This window comes from Caulobacter sp. GW821-FHT09B11, from assembly GCF_059418205.1.
The window spans coordinates 1-19420 of the sequence record NZ_JBWKPK010000014.1 but is presented as its reverse complement, the minus strand read 5'-3'; the positions used below and the strand labels follow the sequence as shown (position 1 = coordinate 19420).

At 68.7% G+C, this 19420-nt stretch carries 16 protein-coding genes; 10 read left to right on the top strand and 6 right to left on the bottom strand.

Annotated features, from left to right (window positions below):
* The first annotated feature begins 161 nt into the window (after window positions 1-161).
* Together AC07N1_RS12030 and AC07N1_RS12025 are read left to right on the top strand one after the other, a co-directional pair.
* Entirely contained in the window at window positions 162-1313 is a 1152-nt protein-coding gene (locus tag AC07N1_RS12030; protein ID WP_494672033.1) for a peptidoglycan DD-metalloendopeptidase family protein, read from the top strand.
* Window positions 1294-1791 (top strand): bactofilin family protein, encoded by a 498-nt coding sequence (locus AC07N1_RS12025; RefSeq protein WP_494672032.1) that lies wholly within the window; start codon window positions 1294-1296, stop codon window positions 1789-1791. Before AC07N1_RS12030 ends, AC07N1_RS12025 begins: the two co-directional genes overlap by 20 nt.
* 243 nt (window positions 1792-2034) lie before the next feature.
* Here AC07N1_RS12025 and prfB read toward each other — a convergent pair.
* From prfB to AC07N1_RS12010, 3 genes are all read right to left on the bottom strand, one after another.
* Window positions 2035-3154 (bottom strand): peptide chain release factor 2 gene (gene prfB / locus AC07N1_RS12020; RefSeq protein WP_110119818.1). Its coding sequence is split into 2 segments (ribosomal slippage): window positions 2035-3084 and window positions 3086-3154, totalling 1119 coding nucleotides; the frame shifts between segments, so codons are not numbered across the junction.
* A gap of 82 nt (window positions 3155-3236) precedes the next feature.
* Complete coding sequence (locus AC07N1_RS12015; protein WP_494672031.1) at window positions 3237-5618, bottom strand: penicillin-binding protein 1A; 2382 nt, start codon at window positions 5616-5618, stop codon at window positions 3237-3239.
* 379 nt (window positions 5619-5997) lie between these two features.
* Window positions 5998-7194, bottom strand: a complete 1197-nt coding sequence (locus tag AC07N1_RS12010) for an N-acetylmuramoyl-L-alanine amidase family protein (RefSeq protein ID WP_494672030.1) — start codon at window positions 7192-7194, stop codon at window positions 5998-6000.
* 543 nt (window positions 7195-7737) lie between these two features.
* Between AC07N1_RS12010 and AC07N1_RS12005 the strand changes: the two genes are divergently transcribed.
* The 4 genes from AC07N1_RS12005 (at window position 7738) to AC07N1_RS11990 (ending at window position 13382) form a co-directional block, all read left to right on the top strand.
* Window positions 7738-10479 carry an Rne/Rng family ribonuclease gene (locus AC07N1_RS12005; protein ID WP_494672029.1) on the top strand — a complete coding sequence of 914 codons (2742 nt, stop codon included), beginning with the start codon at window positions 7738-7740 and terminating at the stop codon, window positions 10477-10479.
* A 162-nt stretch (window positions 10480-10641) separates the two neighbouring features.
* The gene (locus AC07N1_RS12000; RefSeq protein WP_494672028.1) at window positions 10642-12048 is read left to right on the top strand and encodes a M48 family metalloprotease; all 1407 of its coding nucleotides are present in this window, start codon (window positions 10642-10644) and stop codon (window positions 12046-12048) included.
* A gap of 57 nt (window positions 12049-12105) precedes the next feature.
* On the top strand, window positions 12106-12864 hold the full coding sequence (locus AC07N1_RS11995; RefSeq protein ID WP_494672027.1) for a DsbA family protein: 759 nt from the start codon (window positions 12106-12108) through the stop codon (window positions 12862-12864).
* Window positions 12865-13052: 188 nt separating this feature from the next.
* Window positions 13053-13382, top strand: coding sequence for a hypothetical protein (locus AC07N1_RS11990; RefSeq protein ID WP_494672026.1), 330 nt, complete (start codon window positions 13053-13055; stop codon window positions 13380-13382).
* A gap of 234 nt (window positions 13383-13616) precedes the next feature.
* Here the strand turns inward: AC07N1_RS11990 and AC07N1_RS11985 are convergent, their stop codons facing one another.
* Window positions 13617-14432: a thiazole synthase gene (locus AC07N1_RS11985; RefSeq protein ID WP_494672025.1), complete on the bottom strand. Its 816-nt coding sequence runs from the start codon at window positions 14430-14432 to the stop codon at window positions 13617-13619.
* 1164 nt (window positions 14433-15596) lie between these two features.
* Window positions 15597-15797 (bottom strand): sulfur carrier protein ThiS, encoded by a 201-nt coding sequence (gene thiS, locus AC07N1_RS11980; protein ID WP_058346516.1) that lies wholly within the window; start codon window positions 15795-15797, stop codon window positions 15597-15599.
* A gap of 78 nt (window positions 15798-15875) precedes the next feature.
* Here thiS and AC07N1_RS11975 point away from each other — a divergent pair, with 78 nt between their 5' ends.
* From AC07N1_RS11975 to aat, 4 genes are all read left to right on the top strand, one after another.
* Complete coding sequence (locus AC07N1_RS11975) at window positions 15876-16319, top strand: type II 3-dehydroquinate dehydratase (protein WP_110133346.1); 444 nt, start codon at window positions 15876-15878, stop codon at window positions 16317-16319.
* A 40-nt stretch (window positions 16320-16359) separates the two neighbouring features.
* Entirely contained in the window at window positions 16360-16863 is a 504-nt protein-coding gene (gene accB / locus AC07N1_RS11970; protein ID WP_494672024.1) for an acetyl-CoA carboxylase biotin carboxyl carrier protein, read from the top strand.
* 5 nt (window positions 16864-16868) lie between these two features.
* Window positions 16869-18212 (top strand): acetyl-CoA carboxylase biotin carboxylase subunit, encoded by a 1344-nt coding sequence (gene accC / locus AC07N1_RS11965; RefSeq protein WP_494672023.1) that lies wholly within the window; start codon window positions 16869-16871, stop codon window positions 18210-18212.
* A 117-nt stretch (window positions 18213-18329) separates the two neighbouring features.
* Window positions 18330-18983: a leucyl/phenylalanyl-tRNA--protein transferase gene (gene aat, locus AC07N1_RS11960; RefSeq protein WP_494672022.1), complete on the top strand. Its 654-nt coding sequence runs from the start codon at window positions 18330-18332 to the stop codon at window positions 18981-18983.
* On the opposite strand, the gene AC07N1_RS11955 is transcribed toward aat, so the two are convergent.
* Window positions 18920-19420: DUF2155 domain-containing protein (locus AC07N1_RS11955; RefSeq protein WP_494672021.1), on the bottom strand; the 501-nt coding region annotated here is incomplete at its 5' end. The genes aat and AC07N1_RS11955 overlap by 64 nt on opposite strands.

The following is a 19420-nucleotide window of genomic DNA, read 5'->3' as shown; positions in this document are numbered from 1 at the left end:
CCCGTGTCGCGTGTAGCCAAGTCGTTCATGCGGCGTTAATCGACGCTGACGCATGGTCGAAACTTGACCTTCCGCGCCTTCGCAGGTGCGAAGAGTCTTGCGCCTTTCCGCTTTCTCGTTGCATATCGCCAGGACCTTGAAAACGGGGGGTTTCCTGGGCCATGGCGATCGCGCGTTTCCAACGCCTATTCAAGACCCTCGAAAGTCTGTTTCCCGAACGACATCTGTATGTTCGCTCGGGCGGAGAGATGCGCGGCTACGTGCTGTCGACGGGTAAGCAACTGGCCTGCGCCGCCGGCGTCGGCGCAGCGGCCCTGTGGATGGGCGTGTGCACCGCAGCGATGATGGTCAACGCCCTGGCCGTCAGCCAGACCGACCAGGTCGTCCTCAAGCAGAAAGCCTATTACGAGCGCCTCAACGCCGACCGCCAGGCGCGCCTCAACAGCGCCGTCGCCCAGCTGTCGGCCACCAGCGGCTCGCTCGACGAACTGGCGGCCTCGGTCGAGAAGCGCCACGCCGCGCTCGCCCTGCTGGTCAGCGACTTCAAGGGCGCGCCCGGCGCCGCCCAGGCCCTGGCCGTCAATAAGCCCACCCTGGCCGACGCTTCGCCGGTCGAGCGCATCCAGGCCACCCGCATCGACCAGGAACGCCTGATCGACGCCGCCGAGGGCTTCGCCAAGAGCCGGGCCGAGCGCCTGCGCCTGGCCATGCGCATGGCCGGCCTCGACGCCGGCAGCTTCACCGGCCGCGGCTCGGGCCTCGGCGGTCCGCTGATCGAGGCCAAGGATCCCCGCGCGCTGGCCGCCGTCCTCGACGTCGACGAAGAGTTCGCCAGCCGCATCCACCGCGCCGCCAGCGACATGTCGGACATGCGCTCGCTGTCCAGCGCCGCCCAGCGCCTGCCCTTCTACCGCCCGACCTCGAACCCGGCCCTGTCGAGCAGCTACGGCGTCCGCTTCGACCCGTTCACCCATCGCCCGGCCTTCCATTCGGGCCTCGACTTCCCCGGCGCGTTCTACACGCCGATCATGGCCACCGCGCCCGGCGTCATCTCGTTCACCGGCGTGCGCTCGGGCTACGGCAACACCGTCGAGATCGACCACGGCGGCGGCTTCAAGACCCGCTACGCCCACCTGCAGGCCATTGCGGTCCGGGTCGGCCAGCGCGTCTCGATCGGCCAGCGCGTCGGCGCCATGGGCTCCACCGGCCGCTCCACCGGCCCGCACCTCCACTACGAGGTCTGGGTCAACGGCCGCGCCCAGAACCCCAACCGTTTCCTGAAGGCAGGCGAGTATGTTCAGCAAGCCGGCTAAGGGGTCCAAGACCCCGACCCAGATCGAACCCCTTCCGCTCACCCCGGCCGCGCCCGCCGCCGAGCCGGCCCGCAAGGCCCCGCCGCGCGTGGCCTCGCTGATCTCGTCCGACATCACCATCGAGGGCGGCGTCAGCGGCGACGGCGAACTGCAGATCGACGGCGTGGTGCGCGGCGACGTCCGCGTCGGCCGCCTGACCGTCGGCGAGACCGGCCATGTCGAGGGCGGCGTCTACGCCGAGGTGGTCGAGGTCCGCGGCCGCGTGGTCGGCGCCGTCACCGCCAAGCAGGTGCGCCTCTACGGCACGGCCTATGTCGACGGCGACATCACCCACGAACAGCTGGCCATGGAAACCGGCGCCTTCTTCCAGGGCCGCAGCCTGAAGTTCCAGCGCCAGGCCCCGCCGCAGGCCGCCCCGGTAGCCGTAGCTCCGGCGCCCGTCGCGGACCTGACCCTGACGGCGCGGCCGGTGGGCTGAAGCCAACTCCCTCTCCTCCCGTCATTCCCGCCCTTGTGGCGGGAAACCCTCTGTCAGCCGCAGATGCGGATGGGGCGGCGTGCTCAGCACGCCGCTTGCACTTCACCTGCGGGCGGAACCAGGGGTTCCCGCCACAAGGGCGGGAATGACGGGAGTAAGGGGGCAGCGACGGTTCCAGCCCCAAAGAAAAAACGCCCCGGATCACTCCAGGGCGTTCGTCGTTTCAGGCAAACCCCGCGAGCCTCAGCCCTCGGCGTCCCGCGTCGCGCCGACCCGTTGGGCCAGCGAGGCGCCCATGAAGGCGTCCAGGTCGCCGTCGAGCACGCCGGCGGTGTCGGAGGTCTCGACGTTGGTCCGCAGGTCCTTGACCATCTGGTACGGCTGCAGGACGTAGGATCGGATCTGGTGACCCCAGCCGATGTCGGTCTTCTGGTCGTGCAGCGCCTGCTGGGCGGCTTCACGCTTCTGCAGTTCGGCCTCGTACATCCGGGCGCGCAGCATCTTCCAGGCCTCGTCGCGGTTCTGGTGCTGCGAACGGCCGGCCTGGCAGGCCACCACGATCCCGGTCGGGATGTGCGTCAGGCGCACGGCCGAGTCGGTCTTGTTGATGTGCTGCCCGCCGGCCCCGGAGGCGCGGTAGGTGTCGGTGCGCACGTCCGACGGGTTGATGTCGATCTCGATCGTGTCGTCGATGACCGGATAGACCCAGGCCGAGGCGAACGAGGTGTGACGCCGGGCGCTGCTGTCATAGGGGCTGATGCGCACCAAGCGGTGCACGCCGGCCTCGGTCTTCAGCCAGCCGTAGGCGTTGGCGCCCTTGACCAGCAGCGTGGCCGACTTGATGCCGGCCTGATCACCGTCGGTCTCTTCGACCAGCTCGGTGGTCATGCCGTGGGCGTTGGCCCAGCGGGTGTACATCCGCAGCAGGATGCCCGCCCAGTCGCACGACTCGGTGCCGCCGGCCCCGGAGTTGATTTCGATATAGGCGTCGTTGCCGTCGGCCTCGCCCGACAGCAGGGCCTCGAGTTCGGCGCGGGCGGCGCGTTCCTTGATGGCCTTCAGCTGGGCGCGGGCGTCGTTGAGGGTGTCCTCGTCGGACTCCATCTCGGCCAGCTCGGCATATTCGAGCGCGTCCTTGACGTCGCGTTCGATGCTCTGGACGGCCTCGACCTTGGCGGCCAGGTTGGCGCGCTCGCGCGACACGGCCTGGGCTTCGGACGGACGGTCCCACAGCGTCGGGTCTTCGACCCGCGCGTTCAGTTCATCGAGTTTTCTAAGGGCGACATCCCAGTCAAAGACGCCTCCTGAGCAGTCCAACGGACTGCTCGATGTCGGCCGCGGCGGCCTCGACATCCGGTCTCATCACGTAGCTCCGTGACACAAAGTAAGGGCGCGGGACATAGCCCGCGCCCGGAGTCGGCGCAACCGCGCCGGGGTTCGACGCTCTAATAAAGCCCGCTGATGTCCGGCTGCTTAGGCTGCTGCCTGGGCTGCGGCTCAGAGGGCGAAGGCTGGCCGGTCGGCACGCCGTTGGGCCAGGCGTCGCCGTAGGAGATCGGGCCGCCGGTCGGGGTCGGCGCCGCGACCTTGGGCTCGGTGCCCGGACGGAAAGCCTCGCGCACGCCGCGCACCACGGCGAACTTGGCGGTCTTGGGCGGCTTGAAGTCGGTCTTGGGCTGGTCCTTCAGGGCCACCTTCATGAAGTCGATGAACACCGGCACGGCGTCCTGCGAGCCCGTCTCGCCCTCGCCCAGCGATCGGTTGTCGTCGAAGCCCACGAACACGCCGACGATCAGGTTCGGCGAATAGCCGATGAACCAGGCGCTGCGGTACTCGTTGGTCGTGCCGGTCTTGCCGGCCAGCGGATAGCCCAGCTGGCTGACCGAGGCGGCCGTGCCGCGCTGGACCACGCCCTGCAGCATCGAGGTGATCTGGTAGGCCGTGACCGGGTCCATCACCTGATCGCCCGGCGCGGTGACGCGCGGGCTCTCGTCGCCGTTGAAGCCGGCGGTGCAGCGCGGGCAGTCGCGCTTGTCGGCGCGGAAGATCACCTTGCCCTCGCGGTCCTGCACCAGCTCGATGAGGTGCGGCTCGATGCGGCGGCCGCCGTTGGCGAACGGCGCATAGGCCGAGGTGATCTTGAACGGCGTGGTCTCGCCCGCCCCCAGGGCCATGGCCAGCACCGGCGACATGTCGCGCGTGACGCCGGTCTTCTTGGCCATCTCGATGATCTTCTTCATGCCCACGCCCTGGGCCAGGCGCACGGTCATGGCGTTGATCGACCGCTCCAGGCCCTTGCGCAGCGGCAGGGCGCCGTAGAACTTCTTCTCGTAGTTCTCCGGGCTCCAGTCCTGCCCGTTGGCGCCCTTGAAGGTGATGGCGCTGTCCAGGATGACGCTGGCCGGCGTGTAGCCGTTCTCCAGGGCCGTGGCGTAGACGAACGGCTTGAACGACGAGCCGGGCTGGCGCATCGCCTGGGTGGCCCGGTTGAAGTTCGACAGCGAGAACGAATAGCCGCCCACCAGGGCCACAACGCGGCCGGTATAGGGCTCGATGGCCACCAGGGCGCCGTTGACGGCCGGAACCTGCCGCAGGCGATAGGTGGACGTGCCTTCGACCTGCTCGACGAACACCAGGTCGCCGGTCTTCAGGCCCTTGCCGGCCTTGGCCCAGACGATGTCCTCGCCGGCCAGGGTCCCCTGCCCTTCGCCCTTGATCAGGCGCACGCCGCCGCCGGCCGAAGTGACCACGGCCGCGCGCCAGCCCCGGCGCTCGGCCGGCGGACGCTTGGCCTGGGCGGCCTTCTCCCAGCCCTCGTCCAGGCTCTCGACATGGCCCCAGGCCCCGCGCCAGCCGTGGCGGCGGTCATAGTGCTCCAGCCCGTCCATCAGCGAGGCCCGCGCCGCGGTCTGCAGCTTCGGGTCCAGCGTGGTGCGCATGTAGTAGCCGCCCTCGTTCAGGCGGTCGCCCAGGGTGGCCATGCCGCGCTGGCGCACTTCCTCGACGAAGTAGTCGGCGTCGCGATAGGCCGCGCGCTTGGGGGCCGGCTGCACGACTAGGTCCTCGGCCATCGCCTTCTCGGCGTCGGCCCGGCTGACCCAGCCCAGCTCGGCCATCTGCCCCAGGATCCAGTCGCGACGGGCCTTCGCCTTGGCCTTGTTGCGGATCGGGTGGTAGTTGTCCGGCCCCTTGGGCAGGGCGGCCAGATAGGCGCTTTCGGCCAGGGACAGCTCGGGCAGCGACTTGCCGAAATAGTTGTAGGCGGCAGCCCCGACGCCGAACGAGCGATAGCCCAGCCAGATTTCGTTGAGGTACAGCTCGAGGATCTGCTGCTTGTCGAGCGACTGCTCCAGGCGCCGGGCCAGGATCGCTTCCTTGAACTTGCGGCCGACCGTGGCGTCGCTGGTCAGCAGCACGTTCTTGGCCACCTGCTGGGTGATGGTCGAGCCGCCCTCCAGGCGCCGGCCGCGCATGGCGTTGCCGACGTTCTTGAGCATGGCGCGCGAGAAGCCGCCGACGTCGACGCCGCCGTGCTTGAAGAAGTTGCGGTCCTCGGCGGCCATGAAGGCCTGGGCCAGCTGCGGCGGGATCTGGTCGTAGGGCACGAAGATCCGGCGTTCCTTGGAGTATTCGCCGATCAGGGTGCCGTCCCAGGCGTAGACGCGCGTGGCCGTCGGCGGACGATAGTCCTGCAGCTCGCCGGCGTCGGGCATGTCGTGGAAAAGCCACGCGGCGTAGATGGCGATGGCGAACCCCGCCACCGCGATCGTCGACAGAACCGCGACGCCGGCTATGGCGATCCATCTTTCGGCGGGCTTCAAGTCCACGCGGCCTCCGTCGAGCGGCGCGGGGGTCGCGCGCTCAAATCATCTCAAGCGATGGCTGTAACCCGCATCGGGCGAGGCGCCAACGCCCCTGCCCGCCTGCCACTCTTCCCGAGGTCATCGCCCGGCTTGTCCCAACGCCCCGGTCGGCGCCTGACGACCGACACCAAACATCGTCATCCCGGCCGGAGCGAAGCGCAGAGCCGGGACCCAGGGGCCGCCGCATTGCGTTGGCGACCGCGACGGCGGATGGATCGAACACGGCGCCCAGCCCCCTGGGTCACGGATAGCCTCTACGAGGCTTCCGGGATGACGGAAGATTTTATGGTGTTGATAATGCTGACTTCCCGAGAAGCGCATAGCCCCTTCGCAGGAAGCAGCCTCAGCGCGCCGCCATCCGGGTCTGGGCGGCGAAATAGGTCTCGATCGAGGTGGCGACCGCGCCCATCAGGCGTTCGCGGCCCGAAGCGCTCTTCAGCAGCTTCTCGTCCTCGAGATTGGTCATGAAGCCCATTTCCAGCAGCACGGCCGGAACGTCGGGGGCCAGCAGCACGATGAAGCCGGCGTCGCGGTGGCTGCGGCGAAGCAGCACGGTCTCGTCGCCCACCTTCTCCAGCAGAGTCTCGGCGAAGGCGGCCGAACGGTTCTTGGTGGCGCGCTGCGACAGGTCCAGCAGGATCTGGCCGACCGCGCGGTCGCGGCCCGGCAGGCTGGCCTTCATCAGCCAGTCGTCCTTCTCCAGCACTCGGGCGGCGCGCTCGGCGCCCTTTTCCGACAGGGTGTAGACGCTGGCGCCGCGGGTGCCGACGTCGGGACCCGAGTCGGCGTGCAGCGAGATGAACAGGTCCGCGTCGGCGCGACGGGCGATCTGCACGCGCGATTCCAGCGGGATGAAGGTGTCGGTGTCGCGGGTCAGGACGACGTTGAAGCGGCCGGTCTTTTCCAGCTTGGCCTTCAGCGCCTTGGCCGCGGCCAGGGTGACGTCCTTCTCGTTGGTGTTGGCGCCGGCCGAGCCAGGGTCCTTGCCGCCGTGGCCGGCGTCGATGACGATCGTCTTCTTCAGCTTCAGGCCCGAGGGCTTGGCCGGGGTCGAGACGGTGGTCGGACGCATGACCGAGGCATTGGCCGTCGCGGGATCGCTGGCGGCCAGATCGATGACATAGCGATAGGCGGTGGCGCCGTCGGCCGGCGGCAGCAGGAAGCGCCGCTTGACCACGGCCTTGGACGAAAGATCCAGGGAAAGGCGCGCGCCGCCGGCGGCCTCGTCGATGACCCAGCGGTCGACCAGGCCGTGGCCCGCGCCCTGCAGGTCGCCGGAAACGGTCACGTTGGGCAGGCCCACGATGACTCGGCTGGCGGCCGCGCCGTCGCCGATCAGCTTGCCGACGGCCGCGCGGTCCAGGTCGATGACGACTCGGGTCTCGGCGCGGTCGCCGCCGAAGCGGACCTTCTGCACGCCGGCGGCCGGCGCCGGGCCTTGAACGGTCGCCACGGCCACGCCGGCGAGCGCCAGCGCGCCGACGATCAGCGCCGCCTTCGCCCAACCCGTTCTCGCAGCTCCGATGACGACGTTACGCATTACCGCCCAGCCTGCTGGCGCTTACAGAAAACCAATGAGGGATATCCGCACGGACGGGTAGCAAAACCGTTAAGGAAACCGATGCCTTCATCAATTTCGCTGCTTGCTCCACGGCGCTTTTCATTTGCGTCGCGTTCTTGCTAGAGTAGCGCCGTACGCAGAGCGACGTCGCAAGACGTGGCGCCTTGCGTGAGCGGTTCCCAAATGTCGGGCGCGCCTTCGCGTCCCCCACGCCGGAGCCGCCGGACTTTTGAGTTTGCGGGCGACGGCCGGCCTGGGGCGCGATGTCTCGGCTGCCTGAGCCCAACAAGGGCCCGCGTCGGGCCTTTCGCCGCTCCCGGCGACGACGCGTCATCCGAACCGCGCCACTCCGGCGCGTCAAAGGAAACAAACGAAACCCCATGGGCTGCGCCGCACCCGATCGCCTCTGGCAACCGCCCTTCGAACTTCGCTCCGGCGAAGTCGCGGTCTGCGATGCGCGCGCCCCTCATTCATATCGGCGCCCGGGCCTCGCGCCCGCCGCGCGCCGTGGAGATTCCCTGTATGTCGAAGAAGATGTTGATCGACGCCGCCCACGCCGAAGAGACGCGTGTGGTGGTCGTGGACGGTTCGCGGGTTGAAGAATTCGATTTCGAGAGCCAGACCCGCAAACAACTTCGTGGAAATATCTATCTCGCCAAGGTGACCCGCGTTGAACCCAGCCTCCAGGCTGCGTTCATCGAGTACGGCGGCAACCGTCACGGTTTCCTCGCCTTCAACGAGATCCATCCGGACTACTACCAGATCCCGGTCGCCGACCGCGAAGCGCTGATGCGCGACGACTCGCACGACGACGAGGATGACGCGCCGGTGTCGCGTCGCGCCTCGGGCGGCGACGACGAGGACGACCACGATCACGCCATCGACGACGAGGAAGACGACGTCGAAGAAGAACTGGCGCGCCGCAAGCGCCGCCTGATGCGCAAGTACAAGATCCAGGAAGTGATCCGCCGTCGGCAGATCATGCTGGTCCAGGTCGTCAAGGAAGAGCGCGGCAACAAGGGCGCGGCCCTGACCACCTACCTGTCGCTCGCCGGCCGCTACGGCGTCCTGATGCCCAACACCGCCCGCGGCGGCGGCATCAGCCGCAAGATCACGGCCGTGACCGACCGCAAGCGCCTCAAGAGCGTGGTGCAGAGCCTGGACGTGCCGCAGGGCATGGGCCTGATCGTCCGCACGGCCGGCGCTAAGCGCACCAAGGCCGAGGTCAAGCGCGACTACGAATACCTGCTGCGTCTGTGGGAGAACATCCGCGACAACACGCTGCACTCGGTCGCGCCGGCGCTGATCTACGAGGAGGAAGACCTCGTCAAGCGCGCCATCCGCGACATGTACGACAAGGACCTCGACGGCATCTGGGTCGAGGGCGAGGCCGGCTACAAGGAAGCGCGCGACTTCATGCGCATGCTGATGCCCAGCCAGGCCAAGAAGGTGTTCCCGTACCGGGAAGCAGCCCCGCTGTTCGTCAAGCACAAGATCGAAGACCACCTGGCCCAGATCTACTCGCCGGTCGTGCCGCTGCGTTCGGGCGGCTACCTGGTGATCAACCAGACCGAGGCCCTGGTCGCCATCGACGTCAACTCGGGCAAGGCCACGCGCGAGCGCAACATCGAGGCCACGGCCCTCAAGACCAATATCGAAGCGGCCGAGGAAGCCGCCCGCCAGCTGCGCCTGCGCGACCTGGCCGGCCTGATCGTCATCGACTTCATCGACATGGATGAAGGCAAGAACAACCGCACGGTCGAGAAGGTCCTCAAGGACGCTCTCAAGGACGACCGCGCCCGCATCCAGATGGGCAAGATCTCGGGCTTCGGCCTGATGGAGATCAGCCGCCAGCGCCGCCGCACCGGCGTGCTGGAAGGCACCACCCACGTCTGCGAGCACTGCGAAGGCACCGGCCGCGTCCGCTCGGTCGAATCGAGCGCCCTGGCCGCCCTGCGCGCCGTCGAGATCGAGGCCCTGAAGGGCAGCGGCTCGGTGGTGCTGAAGGTCAGCCGCGCCGTCGGCATCTACATCCTCAACGAAAAGCGCGCCTACCTGCTGCGCCTGCAGCAGAACCACGGCCTGTTCGTCACCGTGCTGGTCGACGACGGCCTGCGTCAGGCCGAGCACGAGATCGAGCGCACCGAGCTGGGCGAGCGCATCACGCCGCCGGCGATCGCCTACGAGCCCGATCCGGTGTTCGACGAGGTGTTCGACGACGAGGACGAGGACGAAGAGGAAATCGTCTCCGACGAGTCCGAAGAGGACGAAAACGAGGACGAATCGCCCCGCAAGGCCCGCTCGGACGAAGAGCGCGGCGGTCGCCGCAACAAGCGCCGCCGTCGCGGCCGTCGCGACGAGGAAGAGACCGCCGAGGACGCTCCGGTCGAGGACGCCGAGGCCGAGTTCGACGCTGAAGGCGACGTCGATGGCGACGACGAGGAATCGCGCCGCCGCCGCCGTCGTCGCGGTCGCCGCGGCGGCCGTCGCGGTGGTCGCGAGGACGGCGATCGCGCCGCCGACGCCTATGTCTGGACCCGTCCGCGCGTCCCGTTCGGCGACAACCCGTACGTCTGGCACGATCCGGAAGCCCTGGAAGCCCGTGGCGGCGAAGGCCGTCGCGACCGTCCGGAGCGCGCCGAGCGTCCTGAACGTGCGGAGCGTCCCGAACGCGCCGAGCGCCCGGAGCGCACCGAAACCGCCGAGCGCCCCGAGCGCGCTGAACGCCCCGAGCGTTCGGAGCGTCGTGACCGCCGCCGCGGCCGCGACCGCCAGCCGGCCGCCGAGACCCCGATCGCTCCGGTCGCGGTCGAGGACGTCGCCCCGCTGGTGCTCGAGCCGCCGGTGATCCTGGGTCCGCCCGCCGACGTCTGGGTCGAGCTGCCCGAGGCCGCCGAAGCCGCTCCGGCCAAGAAGCCGCGCCGCTCGCGCAGCCGCGGCCGCAAGGGCGCCGCTGAAGGCGTCGAAGCGACCGAAACCGTCGAAGACGTGATCGCCGAAGCCGCGTCCGAGCCTCAGGCCGAGGCCCTGGCCGAAGTCGTCGCCGAGACCGCGCCGATCGTCGCCGCCGATGTCGAGATCGCCCCCGAACCGGCCGCTCCGGCCGCGCCGGAACCGGTGGTCGAAGCCGTCGCCGAACCCGTCGTCGATGCGGCGCCCGTCGTCGCCGAACCGGAACCCGCGGCGGCCCCGGCCGAGCCGGATCCGAACGAGATCACCGCTCCTCCCGTCGCGCCCAAGCGCGGTTGGTGGCGCCGCGGCTGATCGACCGGCAAAGGACCGCGGCGGCGCCATGGCGTCGCCGCGGTTCGCGCCTATATCCCCTCCTAGACAAGCCTCGCCCTTCGGCCGCCCTTGCGGTTTCCAGTCACGCTTGAAGCAGGCTAGACTGCCGGACGGCGCGGGGGCGCGACCAGGAGACCATCGATGACGTCCCGCAAGAGGGCGGTCGGCAAGACCTTCGGGGCCGGCCTTTCAGCCCTGGCGCTCCTGACCGCCGTCATGGCCCCGATCAGCGCGGCCCACGCCCAGGACGGCCTGTCGCTGATCCGCGACACCGAGATCGAAGAGATCCTGCACCGCGATTCCGACCCGATCTACGCGGCGGCGGGCCTGGATCCGAAGACCGTCCGCATCCTGCTGGTCGGCGACAAGGAACTGAACGCCTTCGCCACCCAGGGCCTGATGATGGGCCTCAACACCGGCCTGATCCTGCAGACCGAGACCCCAAACCAGCTGAAGGGCGTCATCGCCCACGAAACCGGACACCTGGCCGGCGCCCACCCGCTGCGCTCCGGCGAGATGATGAAGGCCGGCCTCAAGCCGATGATCCTGACGATGGGCCTTGGGGTCCTGGCCGCCCTGGCCGGCGCGCCCGACGCCGGCGCGGTGCTGTTCGGCAACGCCAGCTACTTCGGCACCCTGGGCGCCCTGGGCTACAGCCGCGAGCAGGAATCCCGCGCCGACCAGGCCGGCGCCAACTTCCTGGAAGCCACCGGCCAGTCGGGCCGCGGCCTCGTCGAGTTCTTCGACAACTTCCGCTACCAGGAGGTCTTCGACCAGTCGCGGCGCTTTGCGTACTTCCGCAGCCATCCGCTGTCGTCCGACCGCATCGAGGCCCTGCGGGCCAAGGTCGAGCGCCTGTCGCACTACGACGCCGTCGACAGCCCCGACGAGCTGGCCGAGCACGAGATCATGAAGGCCAAGCTGGAGGGGTTCCTCAACCCGCAGACGGCCCTGATCAAGTACCGCGAAGGCGACCGCAGCTTCCCGGCCCGCTACGCCCGCGCCATCGCCTACTATCAGATGAAGGAGCCCGACCGGGCCCTGAAGATCCTCGACGACCTGATCTCGGAGAACGAGAAGAACCCCTATCTCTGGGAGCTCAAGGGCCAGATCCTGTTCGAGTTCAACCGCGTGCCCCAGGCCGAGGAGCCGCAGCGCCGCTCGGTGGCGCTGAAGCCCGACGCGGCCCTGCTGCGCATCAATCTGGGCCAGACCCTGATCGGCCTCGACGATCCCAAGAAGATCGAGGAAGGCGTCGGCGAGCTGAAGCGCGCCCTGGTCAACGAGGGCGACAACGCCGTGGCCTGGCGCCTGCTGGCCCAGGCCTACGACAAGCAGGGCAAGGACGGCGACGCGCGCCTGGCCACCGCCGAGCAGTACTTCAACCTGGGCGCCGTCCGCGAGGCCCGGGTGTTCGCCATGCGCGCCCGCGAGCTGCTCAAGAAGGACACGCCCGAATGGCGGCGCGCCACCGACATCGTGCTGGCCTCCAAACCCAGCGACCAGGACCTCAAGGCGCTCGCCAAAGAGGGCCTGACCGGCCACTGATCCCTCCAAGACGTTGCATCAAGACGTCTGCTTCAAGACTTCCGGATAGAGACCTGAATGCCCCTTCGCCGTCCCCTCGCCTTCGCCGCCGCCGGCCTCGTCCTGTCGATCGGCATGGCCGCCTGCAGCCAGCCCCAAGGCGCCCAGAAGACCCCGCCCAAGGTCGATGAAGCCTTCGGCCAGAAGGTCCGCGCCTATCTGCTGGAGCATCCCGAAGTCCTGCTGGAGGTCAGCGCCAAGCTGCAGGAGAAGGAGCTGGCCGAGGCCTCGGCCAAGTCGCAGAACGCCATCGCCCAGCATCGCCAGGCGATCGAGCGCGACCCGCGCGACTTCGTGGCCAATCCGAACGGGACGATCACCGTCACCGAGTTCTTCGACTACAAGTGCGGCTACTGCAAACTGGCCGCCCCGCAGATCGTCGAGATCATCCAGAAGAACCCCGATGTCCGCTTTGTCTTCAAGGAGTTCGTGATCTTCGGCCGCGACTCCGAGATCGCCGCCCGCATGGCCATCGGCGCGCAGGAACAGGGCAAGACCCTGGCCGTCTACAAGGGCATGATGGCCGAGAAGAGCCTCGACGAGGCGGCCGTGGTCCGCATCGCCAAGGCCGCCGGCGTCGACGTCGAGAAGGCCCAGGCCGCCGGCAAGGCCCAGACCGTCACCCAGCAGCTGCAGGACGTGCAGGCCCTGGCCCAGGCCCTGCATATCGAAGGCACCCCGGCCTTCGTCGTCGGCGACAAGATGATCCCGGGCGCCGACATGAACGCCCTGAAGCTGGCCATCGAGGAAGCCCGCCTGGCCCAGAAGAAGGGCTGACGCGCAGGGCGAACGGGGCGGCAGGAGTCGCCCGGCGGTCGAAACGGCGCGGCAAGCTTTGCCGCGCCCGCCGGGGCCCGCCGCGACACGTCGCCGCAACCTTTTGAAATCTTTGGAAACCGCCGTGCGAGCCCCGCTTGCACGGCGTTTGCTTTGCCTCTCCCGCCAGATCCTCGGCGGGAGTCACCATGCTTGTTTCCGGTTCCAGTTCCTGGTCGATCCTGTCGACCGCGGCCGCCGATCGCGTCAACGGCGCGACCGCCCAGTTCGCCTCCGCCCCGTCGGGCCTGGGCGGCGCCTCGGCCAAGCAGGAGCTCTACGACTACGCCGCCAAGTCGCCGGCCGAGAAGATGCGCGCCGCCATCCTCGGCAAGCTCGGCCTCACCGAGGAGGACGTCGCCGCGATGGACCCCAAGGAGCGCCAGAAGGTCGAGGACCAGATCAAGCAGATGATCAAGGACGAGGTCACCCAGCAGGCCGAGGAGAAGAAAGGCGTGCTGGTCGACTTCAAGGCCTAGACGTCAAGATCCTCCCCCTCTGGGGGAGGTGGCCGCGAAGCGGACGGAGGGGGGGCGTTTTCAGCTTCCGCTGAACAACTCATCGTCATCCCGGCCGCAGCGAAGCGGAGAGCCGGGACCCAGGGGCCGGCGCAGTGCGCCAGCAACAGCTTGGGCGGCGAACCCGACCGCGGCGCCCAGTCCCCTGGGTCCCGGATAACGGCTTCGCCGTTTCCGGGATGACGAGCGTAGAGCCTAGATCAGCCCCGCCAACGGCGAGCTCGGATCGGCGTAGAGCCGCTTCTGCATCCGCCCGGCCAGATAGGCTTCCCGCCCCGCGATCACCGCGTGCTTCATGGCCTTGGCCATGCGGATCGGGTCCTTGGCCTCGGCGATGGCGGTGTTCATCAGGATCGCGTCGCAGCCCAGCTCCATGCCGATCGCGGCGTCCGAAGCCGTGCCGACGCCGGCGTCGACCAGCACCGGCACCTTGGCGTTCTCGATGATGATCCGCAGGTTGACGCGGTTCTGGATGCCCAGGCCCGAGCCGATCGGCGCGCCCAGCGGCATGATCGCCACCGCGCCGGCCTCTTCCAGCTTCCGGGCGTAGACCGGGTCGTCCGAGCAGTAGACCATCACCTGGAAACCGTCGGCGACCAGCAGCTTCAGCGAGCGCAGGGTCTCTTCCATGTCGGGGAACAGGGTCTTGGGGTCGGACAGGACCTCCAGCTTCACCAGGTCCCAGCCGCCGGCCTCGCGGGCCAGGCGCAGGGTGCGCACGGCGTCCTCGCCGGTGAAGCAGCCCGCCGTGTTGGGGAGATAGGTGAACTCGGTCGGCTTGACGTAGTCGACCAGCAGCGGCTGGTTCGGATCGGTCAGGTTCACGCGGCGCACGGCCACGGTGACGATCTCGGCCCCGGCCGCGCGGGCGGCGGCGGCGTTGGTCGCATAGTCCTTGTACTTGCCCGTGCCCACGATCAGGCGCGAGCGGAAGGTGCGGCCGGCGACGGTCCAGGTCTCGTCGGCGTCGACGGTCTGGACGGCGGATTCGGGGGAGACGTGCGCGTTCATCCGGCCGGTTTACGCCTGGGCAGCCTGGGATTCAAATCCGTAGAGACCCGCGGGTGATCGGCTGTCGGGATCGCCCTCGCCTTCCGCCAGCTTCAGCCTCCCCTCCTCCGTAAAATCCCCACGAGAGCGAAGACCCAGGCTTTTCACCGCCCCACTCCGCCTCCCTCGCCCCTGTGGCGAGGGCCCATGCCGGCGACCGCTCAGACCCAGGCCGTCCTGCAAAGGTCTGAGCAGCTGAACGATGGATCCTGGGCACAAGGCCCAGGAAGGCGATTTGGGGTTGGGCTGACGGGGATAGAGCGCCGTCGATCCACGGTGTCGCGCTTGCGGACACGAGCAAAATCAACGCCCTGCAACTTTCTCACCGCTCTGGATCAGACGCGCTGAAACCCGCTGCATAATCAGAGCTGTCCCGTCGCAGGGAGAGGGCGCAAGGATCCGGCCCGAAGCGTGCGACGGCGATGCGATCGAGCGGGGCCGCCGGAGCTGCGTGAGCAGGGCCGAACGGCTTGAATGAGGATGGGGGACGTAAACCCATCCATCGGGAGCTTGCCTGCAATAGGCTCCCGCCCGTCCGAGGGTCCGCTCCGGCGCCTTCTGTCTGCACGCGATGGCTAGCGAAGCTCACAGCCCGGTTCCGGGGAAGGCATATGCCGAAGGGGGTGAAGGGCGGAAAAGGCCCGCGCGCCCCGGCCTGAGGTCAAACGATCGCGCGGGGCGTCCAGCTTCGTCGAAACGGTATTACACAATCAACTCCGGGCGAGGCCCGGACGCCCCGCGCCCTCTCCGATCAACTCGTAGCGAAAGCGCGAGGACGAACCGCCGTGCCTACCCCCTCCGGCCCTCCGGGCCACCTCCCCCAGAGGGGGAGGATCTTGGCCGACGCATCGCCAGAAAGATGCTCCCCCTCTGGGGGAGCTGTCGCCCCCGGGTCCGGCCAAAGGCCGGCCCGAGGATAAACTCCGCGACTGAGGGGGTCCGCGCAGCGGAACCTCCCCCTCTGGGGGAGGCGGCCGAAGGCCGGTGGGGGGACGTTTTCAGCTTTCGAGGCGTCGGCAGATCCCGCACGAACTCCCCCCTCCGATCGCTACGCGATCGCCTCCCCCACAGGGGGAGGTTCCTCGCGACCAGCCGCCCCCTTCTCCCGCAAGGGGAGAAGGAAACTCACCCCCCGCCGATGAAGGTCACGATCTCGATCCGGTCCCCATCGGCCAGCGCCGTGTCGGCATAGAGCGAGCGCGGGGCGATCTCGAGGTTGCGCTCGACCGCCACCTTGCGCGCGTCCAGGCCGAGGGCGGCCACCAGGTCCGCGATGCTGGCGACGCCGTCGAATTGGCGGTCTTCGCCGTTCAGTAGAAGTCTCATCTCACCTCCGAAGCGAGGCATGCTTGTGACGCGAGGGAACCGGCTATACAAGACCTCCGGAATCGACGGCGGAGCCGAATGGTCAAACCGATCCATGTGCTGAGCGGGCCCAATCTCAACCTGTTGGGAACGCGGGAGCCCGAGATATACGGCAAGGACACCCTGGATGACGTGCGCAAGCGCTGCGAAGCGCGGGCGGCGGCCAAGGGGCTTTCCGTCGTTTTCCGGCAGAGCAATCACGAAGGCGTGCTGATCGACTGGGTGCAGGAAGCTCGCACCGAGGCCAGCGCGCTCGTGATCAATCCGGCGGGTTATGGACACACCTCCATCGCCCTCCTCGACGCCCTGAAGACCTTGAATATCCCGGTCATCGAGTGTCACCTGTCGAACCCTGCGGCGCGGGAAGAGTTCCGTCGCCACACCTTCGTTTCGCTTGCCGCGACGGGCCTGGTCTCGGGCTTCGGCGCTGCAAGCTATGAACTGGCCATCGAGGCCGCCGCCGGACTGATCAGCGCCGACTGACGTCCGCGCTCCCGGCCCAGAACCATAAGGTACGATTTCAATGTCCAATCCGAAGGCCCCCGAGACGGTCGAAACCCCGTCGATCGACGCCCGTCTGGTTCGCAAGCTGGCCGACATCCTGAAGGACACCGGCCTGACCGAGATCGAGGTCGAGCATGGCGGCCTGAAGATCCGCGTCGCCCGTGAACTGACCGCCGCCCCTGTCGCCGCCTATGTCCAGGCCGCTCCGGCCGCCGCCGCGCCGGTGGCCGCCCCGGCTCCGGTCGCCGCGCCCGCCGCCGAGGCCCCCGCCGCTCCGGCCGCCGCCCGTGGCGACGCCGTGAAGTCGCCGATGGTCGGCACCGCCTACCTCTCGCCGCAGCCGGGCGCCGACGCCTTCATCAAGGTCGGCGACACCGTCAACGCCGGTCAGACCCTGCTGATCGTCGAAGCCATGAAGACCATGAACCCGATCGCCGCGCCCAAGGGCGGCAAGGTCGTCGAGATCCTGATCAGCGACGCCCAGCCGGTCGAGTTCGGCGAGCCGCTGGTCATCATCGAGTAAGCGCGATGTTCGACAAGATCCTCATCGCGAACCGAGGCGAGATCGCGCTTCGGGTTCACCGCGCCTGCAAGGAAATGGGCATCGCCACCGTGGCGGTCCACTCCGAGGCCGACTCCAACTCGATGTGGGTGCGCCTGGCCGACGAAAGCGTCTGCATCGGCCCCGCGCCCGCCGCCAAGAGCTATCTCAACATCCCGTCGATCATCGCCGCGGCTGAGATCACCGGCGCCCAGGGCATCCACCCGGGCTACGGCTTCCTGTCGGAGAACGCCCGCTTCGCCGAGATCGTCGGCGCGCACGGCTTCACCTTCATCGGCCCGAAGCCAGAGCACATCCGGATGATGGGCGACAAGATCACCGCCAAGCAGGCCGTGAAGGACGCCGGCATCCCGGTCGTTCCCGGCTCGGACGGCGGCGTCTCGACAGAGGAAGAGGCCTTCGAGGCCGCCGACAAGATCGGCTTCCCGGTGCTGATCAAGGCCGCCGCCGGCGGCGGCGGTCGCGGCATGAAGGTCGCCCAGACCCGTGAGGACCTCGCCGAAGCCGTCTCGACGGCCCGCGCCGAAGCCCGCGCCGCCTTCGGCGACGACACGGTCTACATGGAGCGCTACCTCCAGAAGCCGCGCCACATCGAGCTGCAGGTCATCGCCGACAGCCACGGCAACGTGGTGCACCTGGGCGAACGCGACTGCTCGCTGCAGCGCCGCCACCAGAAGGTCCTGGAAGAAGCCCCCTCGCCCGCCCTGTCGGCCGAAGGTCGCGCCAAGATCGGCAAGGTCGTCGTCGATGCGGTCAAGGCCATCGGCTACCTCGGCGTCGGCACGATCGAGTTCCTGTGGGAGAACGACGAGTTCTTCTTCATCGAGATGAACACCCGCCTGCAGGTCGAACACCCGGTCACCGAAGCCATCACCGGCATCGACCTGGTGCGCGAGCAGATCCGCATCGCCGCGGGCCTGCCGCTGTCGTTCACTCAGGAAGACGTGGTCTTCGAAGGCCACGCCATCGAGTGCCGCATCAACGCCGAGAACGCCCGCACCTTCACGCCCTCGCCGGGCACGGTGACGGACTTCCACGCGCCGGGCGGCCTGGGTGTTCGCCTCGATTCGGCGATCTACACCGGCTATTCGATCCCGCCCTACTACGACAGCCTGATCGGCAAGCTGATCGTCCATGGCCGCGATCGCGAGGAGTGCATCGCGCGCCTCAAGCGCTGCCTGGGCGAGATGGTCGTCGGCGGCATCGAGACCACGATCCCGCTGTTCCAGGACCTGCTGGTGCAGCCCGACATCCTGGCCGGCGACTACGACATCCACTGGCTGGAACGCTGGATCAAGTCGCAGGGCTGAGGCCTTAATGTCTTCGCCGGCTCCCGCGCACCGGGAGCCGGCGGATGACGCTCAGAGCTCGGATGCCGGTTTCGGCGGCCGTCACGCTCTAAAGGCTCAAGGATCGACTGACCGCCCATGGACGACGCCTTCGGCCTCGACGACCTCGTCGCCTGCTACGAACGCGGCGTCTTCCCCATGGCCGACGCGCGCCATGACGAGCGCCTCTTCCTCATCGACCCGCAATGGCGCGGCGTGCTGCCCCTCGAGGCCATGCACGTGCCCCGGCGTCTGGCCCGCACCGTGCGCGGCGAGCCGTTCGAGGTCCGCGTCGACACCGCCTTCGACGCCGTGGTCGAGGCCTGCGCCTCCTCGCGTCCTGGCCGACTGGAGACCTGGATCAACGCCCCGATCCAGAAGATGTACGGCATGCTCTACGCCGCCGGCCGCGCCCACAGCGTCGAGTGCTGGCAGGACGGACAGCTGGTCGGCGGGCTCTACGGCGTCTCGCTGGGCGCGGCCTTCTTCGGCGAAAGCATGTTCTCGACCGCCCGCGACGCCAGCAAGGTGGCGCTGGTGCATCTGGTCGGCCGGCTGCTGGTCGGCGGCTACACGCTGCTCGACACCCAGTTCATCACCGATCACCTGGCGCAGTTCGGCACGCAGGAGATCTCGCGCGCCGACTACAAGCGGCGACTGTCCAAGGCGCTTTCGGCGCAGGCGGATTTCTACTTGCTAGGGCCTTCGGCGACCGGCGTCGACGTCTTGCAGGCGATCAGCCAGGCGTCATAGACCGGGTGCTCCAGCGGGTTCAGGCCCGGGGAGCTGGCGTACATCCAGCCCTTGAACACCTGCCGCCCGGCCGGCGCGGCGCGTCCCGGCAGGGCTTTCGGCTGAGTATCGATGGTCAGATAGGCGATCTGGTCCGGCGCGACCTCGTCGCTGGCCGTGGCCTCACAGGCCCGCACGGTGAAGACCAGGGTCTTGTAGCGGATCGGCTGCCCCACCGGGACCTCGAAGCGCATGGTCTCGGTCGTGACCTTGTCCAGCGCCTGGATGATGGCGACGCCGTAACGGCCGCGCTTGGCGGGTTCGGCGGGCTTGGCCGGCGCGGTGGCGACGGGCTTTGCGGGAATGGGCTGGGCGGCCGGCGGCGAAGGCTCGGGCGGCGGCGCGGCGTTGGCCGGCGTCGCCTGCTGGACCGCCGGTTTGGGCGCGGGCGCCACGGG

Bases quoted from the DNA above. Each gene is read 5' to 3' on its own strand.
- AC07N1_RS11995 (WP_494672027.1), top strand. From the start codon at position 12,106: ATGCCCCTTCGCCGTCCCCTCGCCTTCGCCGCCGCCGGCCTCGTCCTG.
- accB (WP_494672024.1), top strand. From the start codon at position 16,360: ATGTCCAATCCGAAGGCCCCCGAGACGGTCGAAACCCCGTCGATCGAC.
- AC07N1_RS11985 (WP_494672025.1), bottom strand. From the start codon at position 14,432: ATGAACGCGCACGTCTCCCCCGAATCCGCCGTCCAGACCGTCGACGCC.
- AC07N1_RS12010 (WP_494672030.1), bottom strand. From the start codon at position 7,194: ATGCGTAACGTCGTCATCGGAGCTGCGAGAACGGGTTGGGCGAAGGCG.
- AC07N1_RS11975 (WP_110133346.1), top strand. From the start codon at position 15,876: ATGGTCAAACCGATCCATGTGCTGAGCGGGCCCAATCTCAACCTGTTG.
- thiS (WP_058346516.1), bottom strand. From the start codon at position 15,797: ATGAGACTTCTACTGAACGGCGAAGACCGCCAATTCGACGGCGTCGCC.
- aat (WP_494672022.1), top strand. From the start codon at position 18,330: ATGGACGACGCCTTCGGCCTCGACGACCTCGTCGCCTGCTACGAACGC.
- AC07N1_RS12025 (WP_494672032.1), top strand. From the start codon at position 1,294: ATGTTCAGCAAGCCGGCTAAGGGGTCCAAGACCCCGACCCAGATCGAA.
- accC (WP_494672023.1), top strand. From the start codon at position 16,869: ATGTTCGACAAGATCCTCATCGCGAACCGAGGCGAGATCGCGCTTCGG.
- AC07N1_RS12000 (WP_494672028.1), top strand. From the start codon at position 10,642: ATGACGTCCCGCAAGAGGGCGGTCGGCAAGACCTTCGGGGCCGGCCTT.
- AC07N1_RS12030 (WP_494672033.1), top strand. From the start codon at position 162: ATGGCGATCGCGCGTTTCCAACGCCTATTCAAGACCCTCGAAAGTCTG.
- AC07N1_RS11990 (WP_494672026.1), top strand. From the start codon at position 13,053: ATGCTTGTTTCCGGTTCCAGTTCCTGGTCGATCCTGTCGACCGCGGCC.
- AC07N1_RS12005 (WP_494672029.1), top strand. From the start codon at position 7,738: ATGTCGAAGAAGATGTTGATCGACGCCGCCCACGCCGAAGAGACGCGT.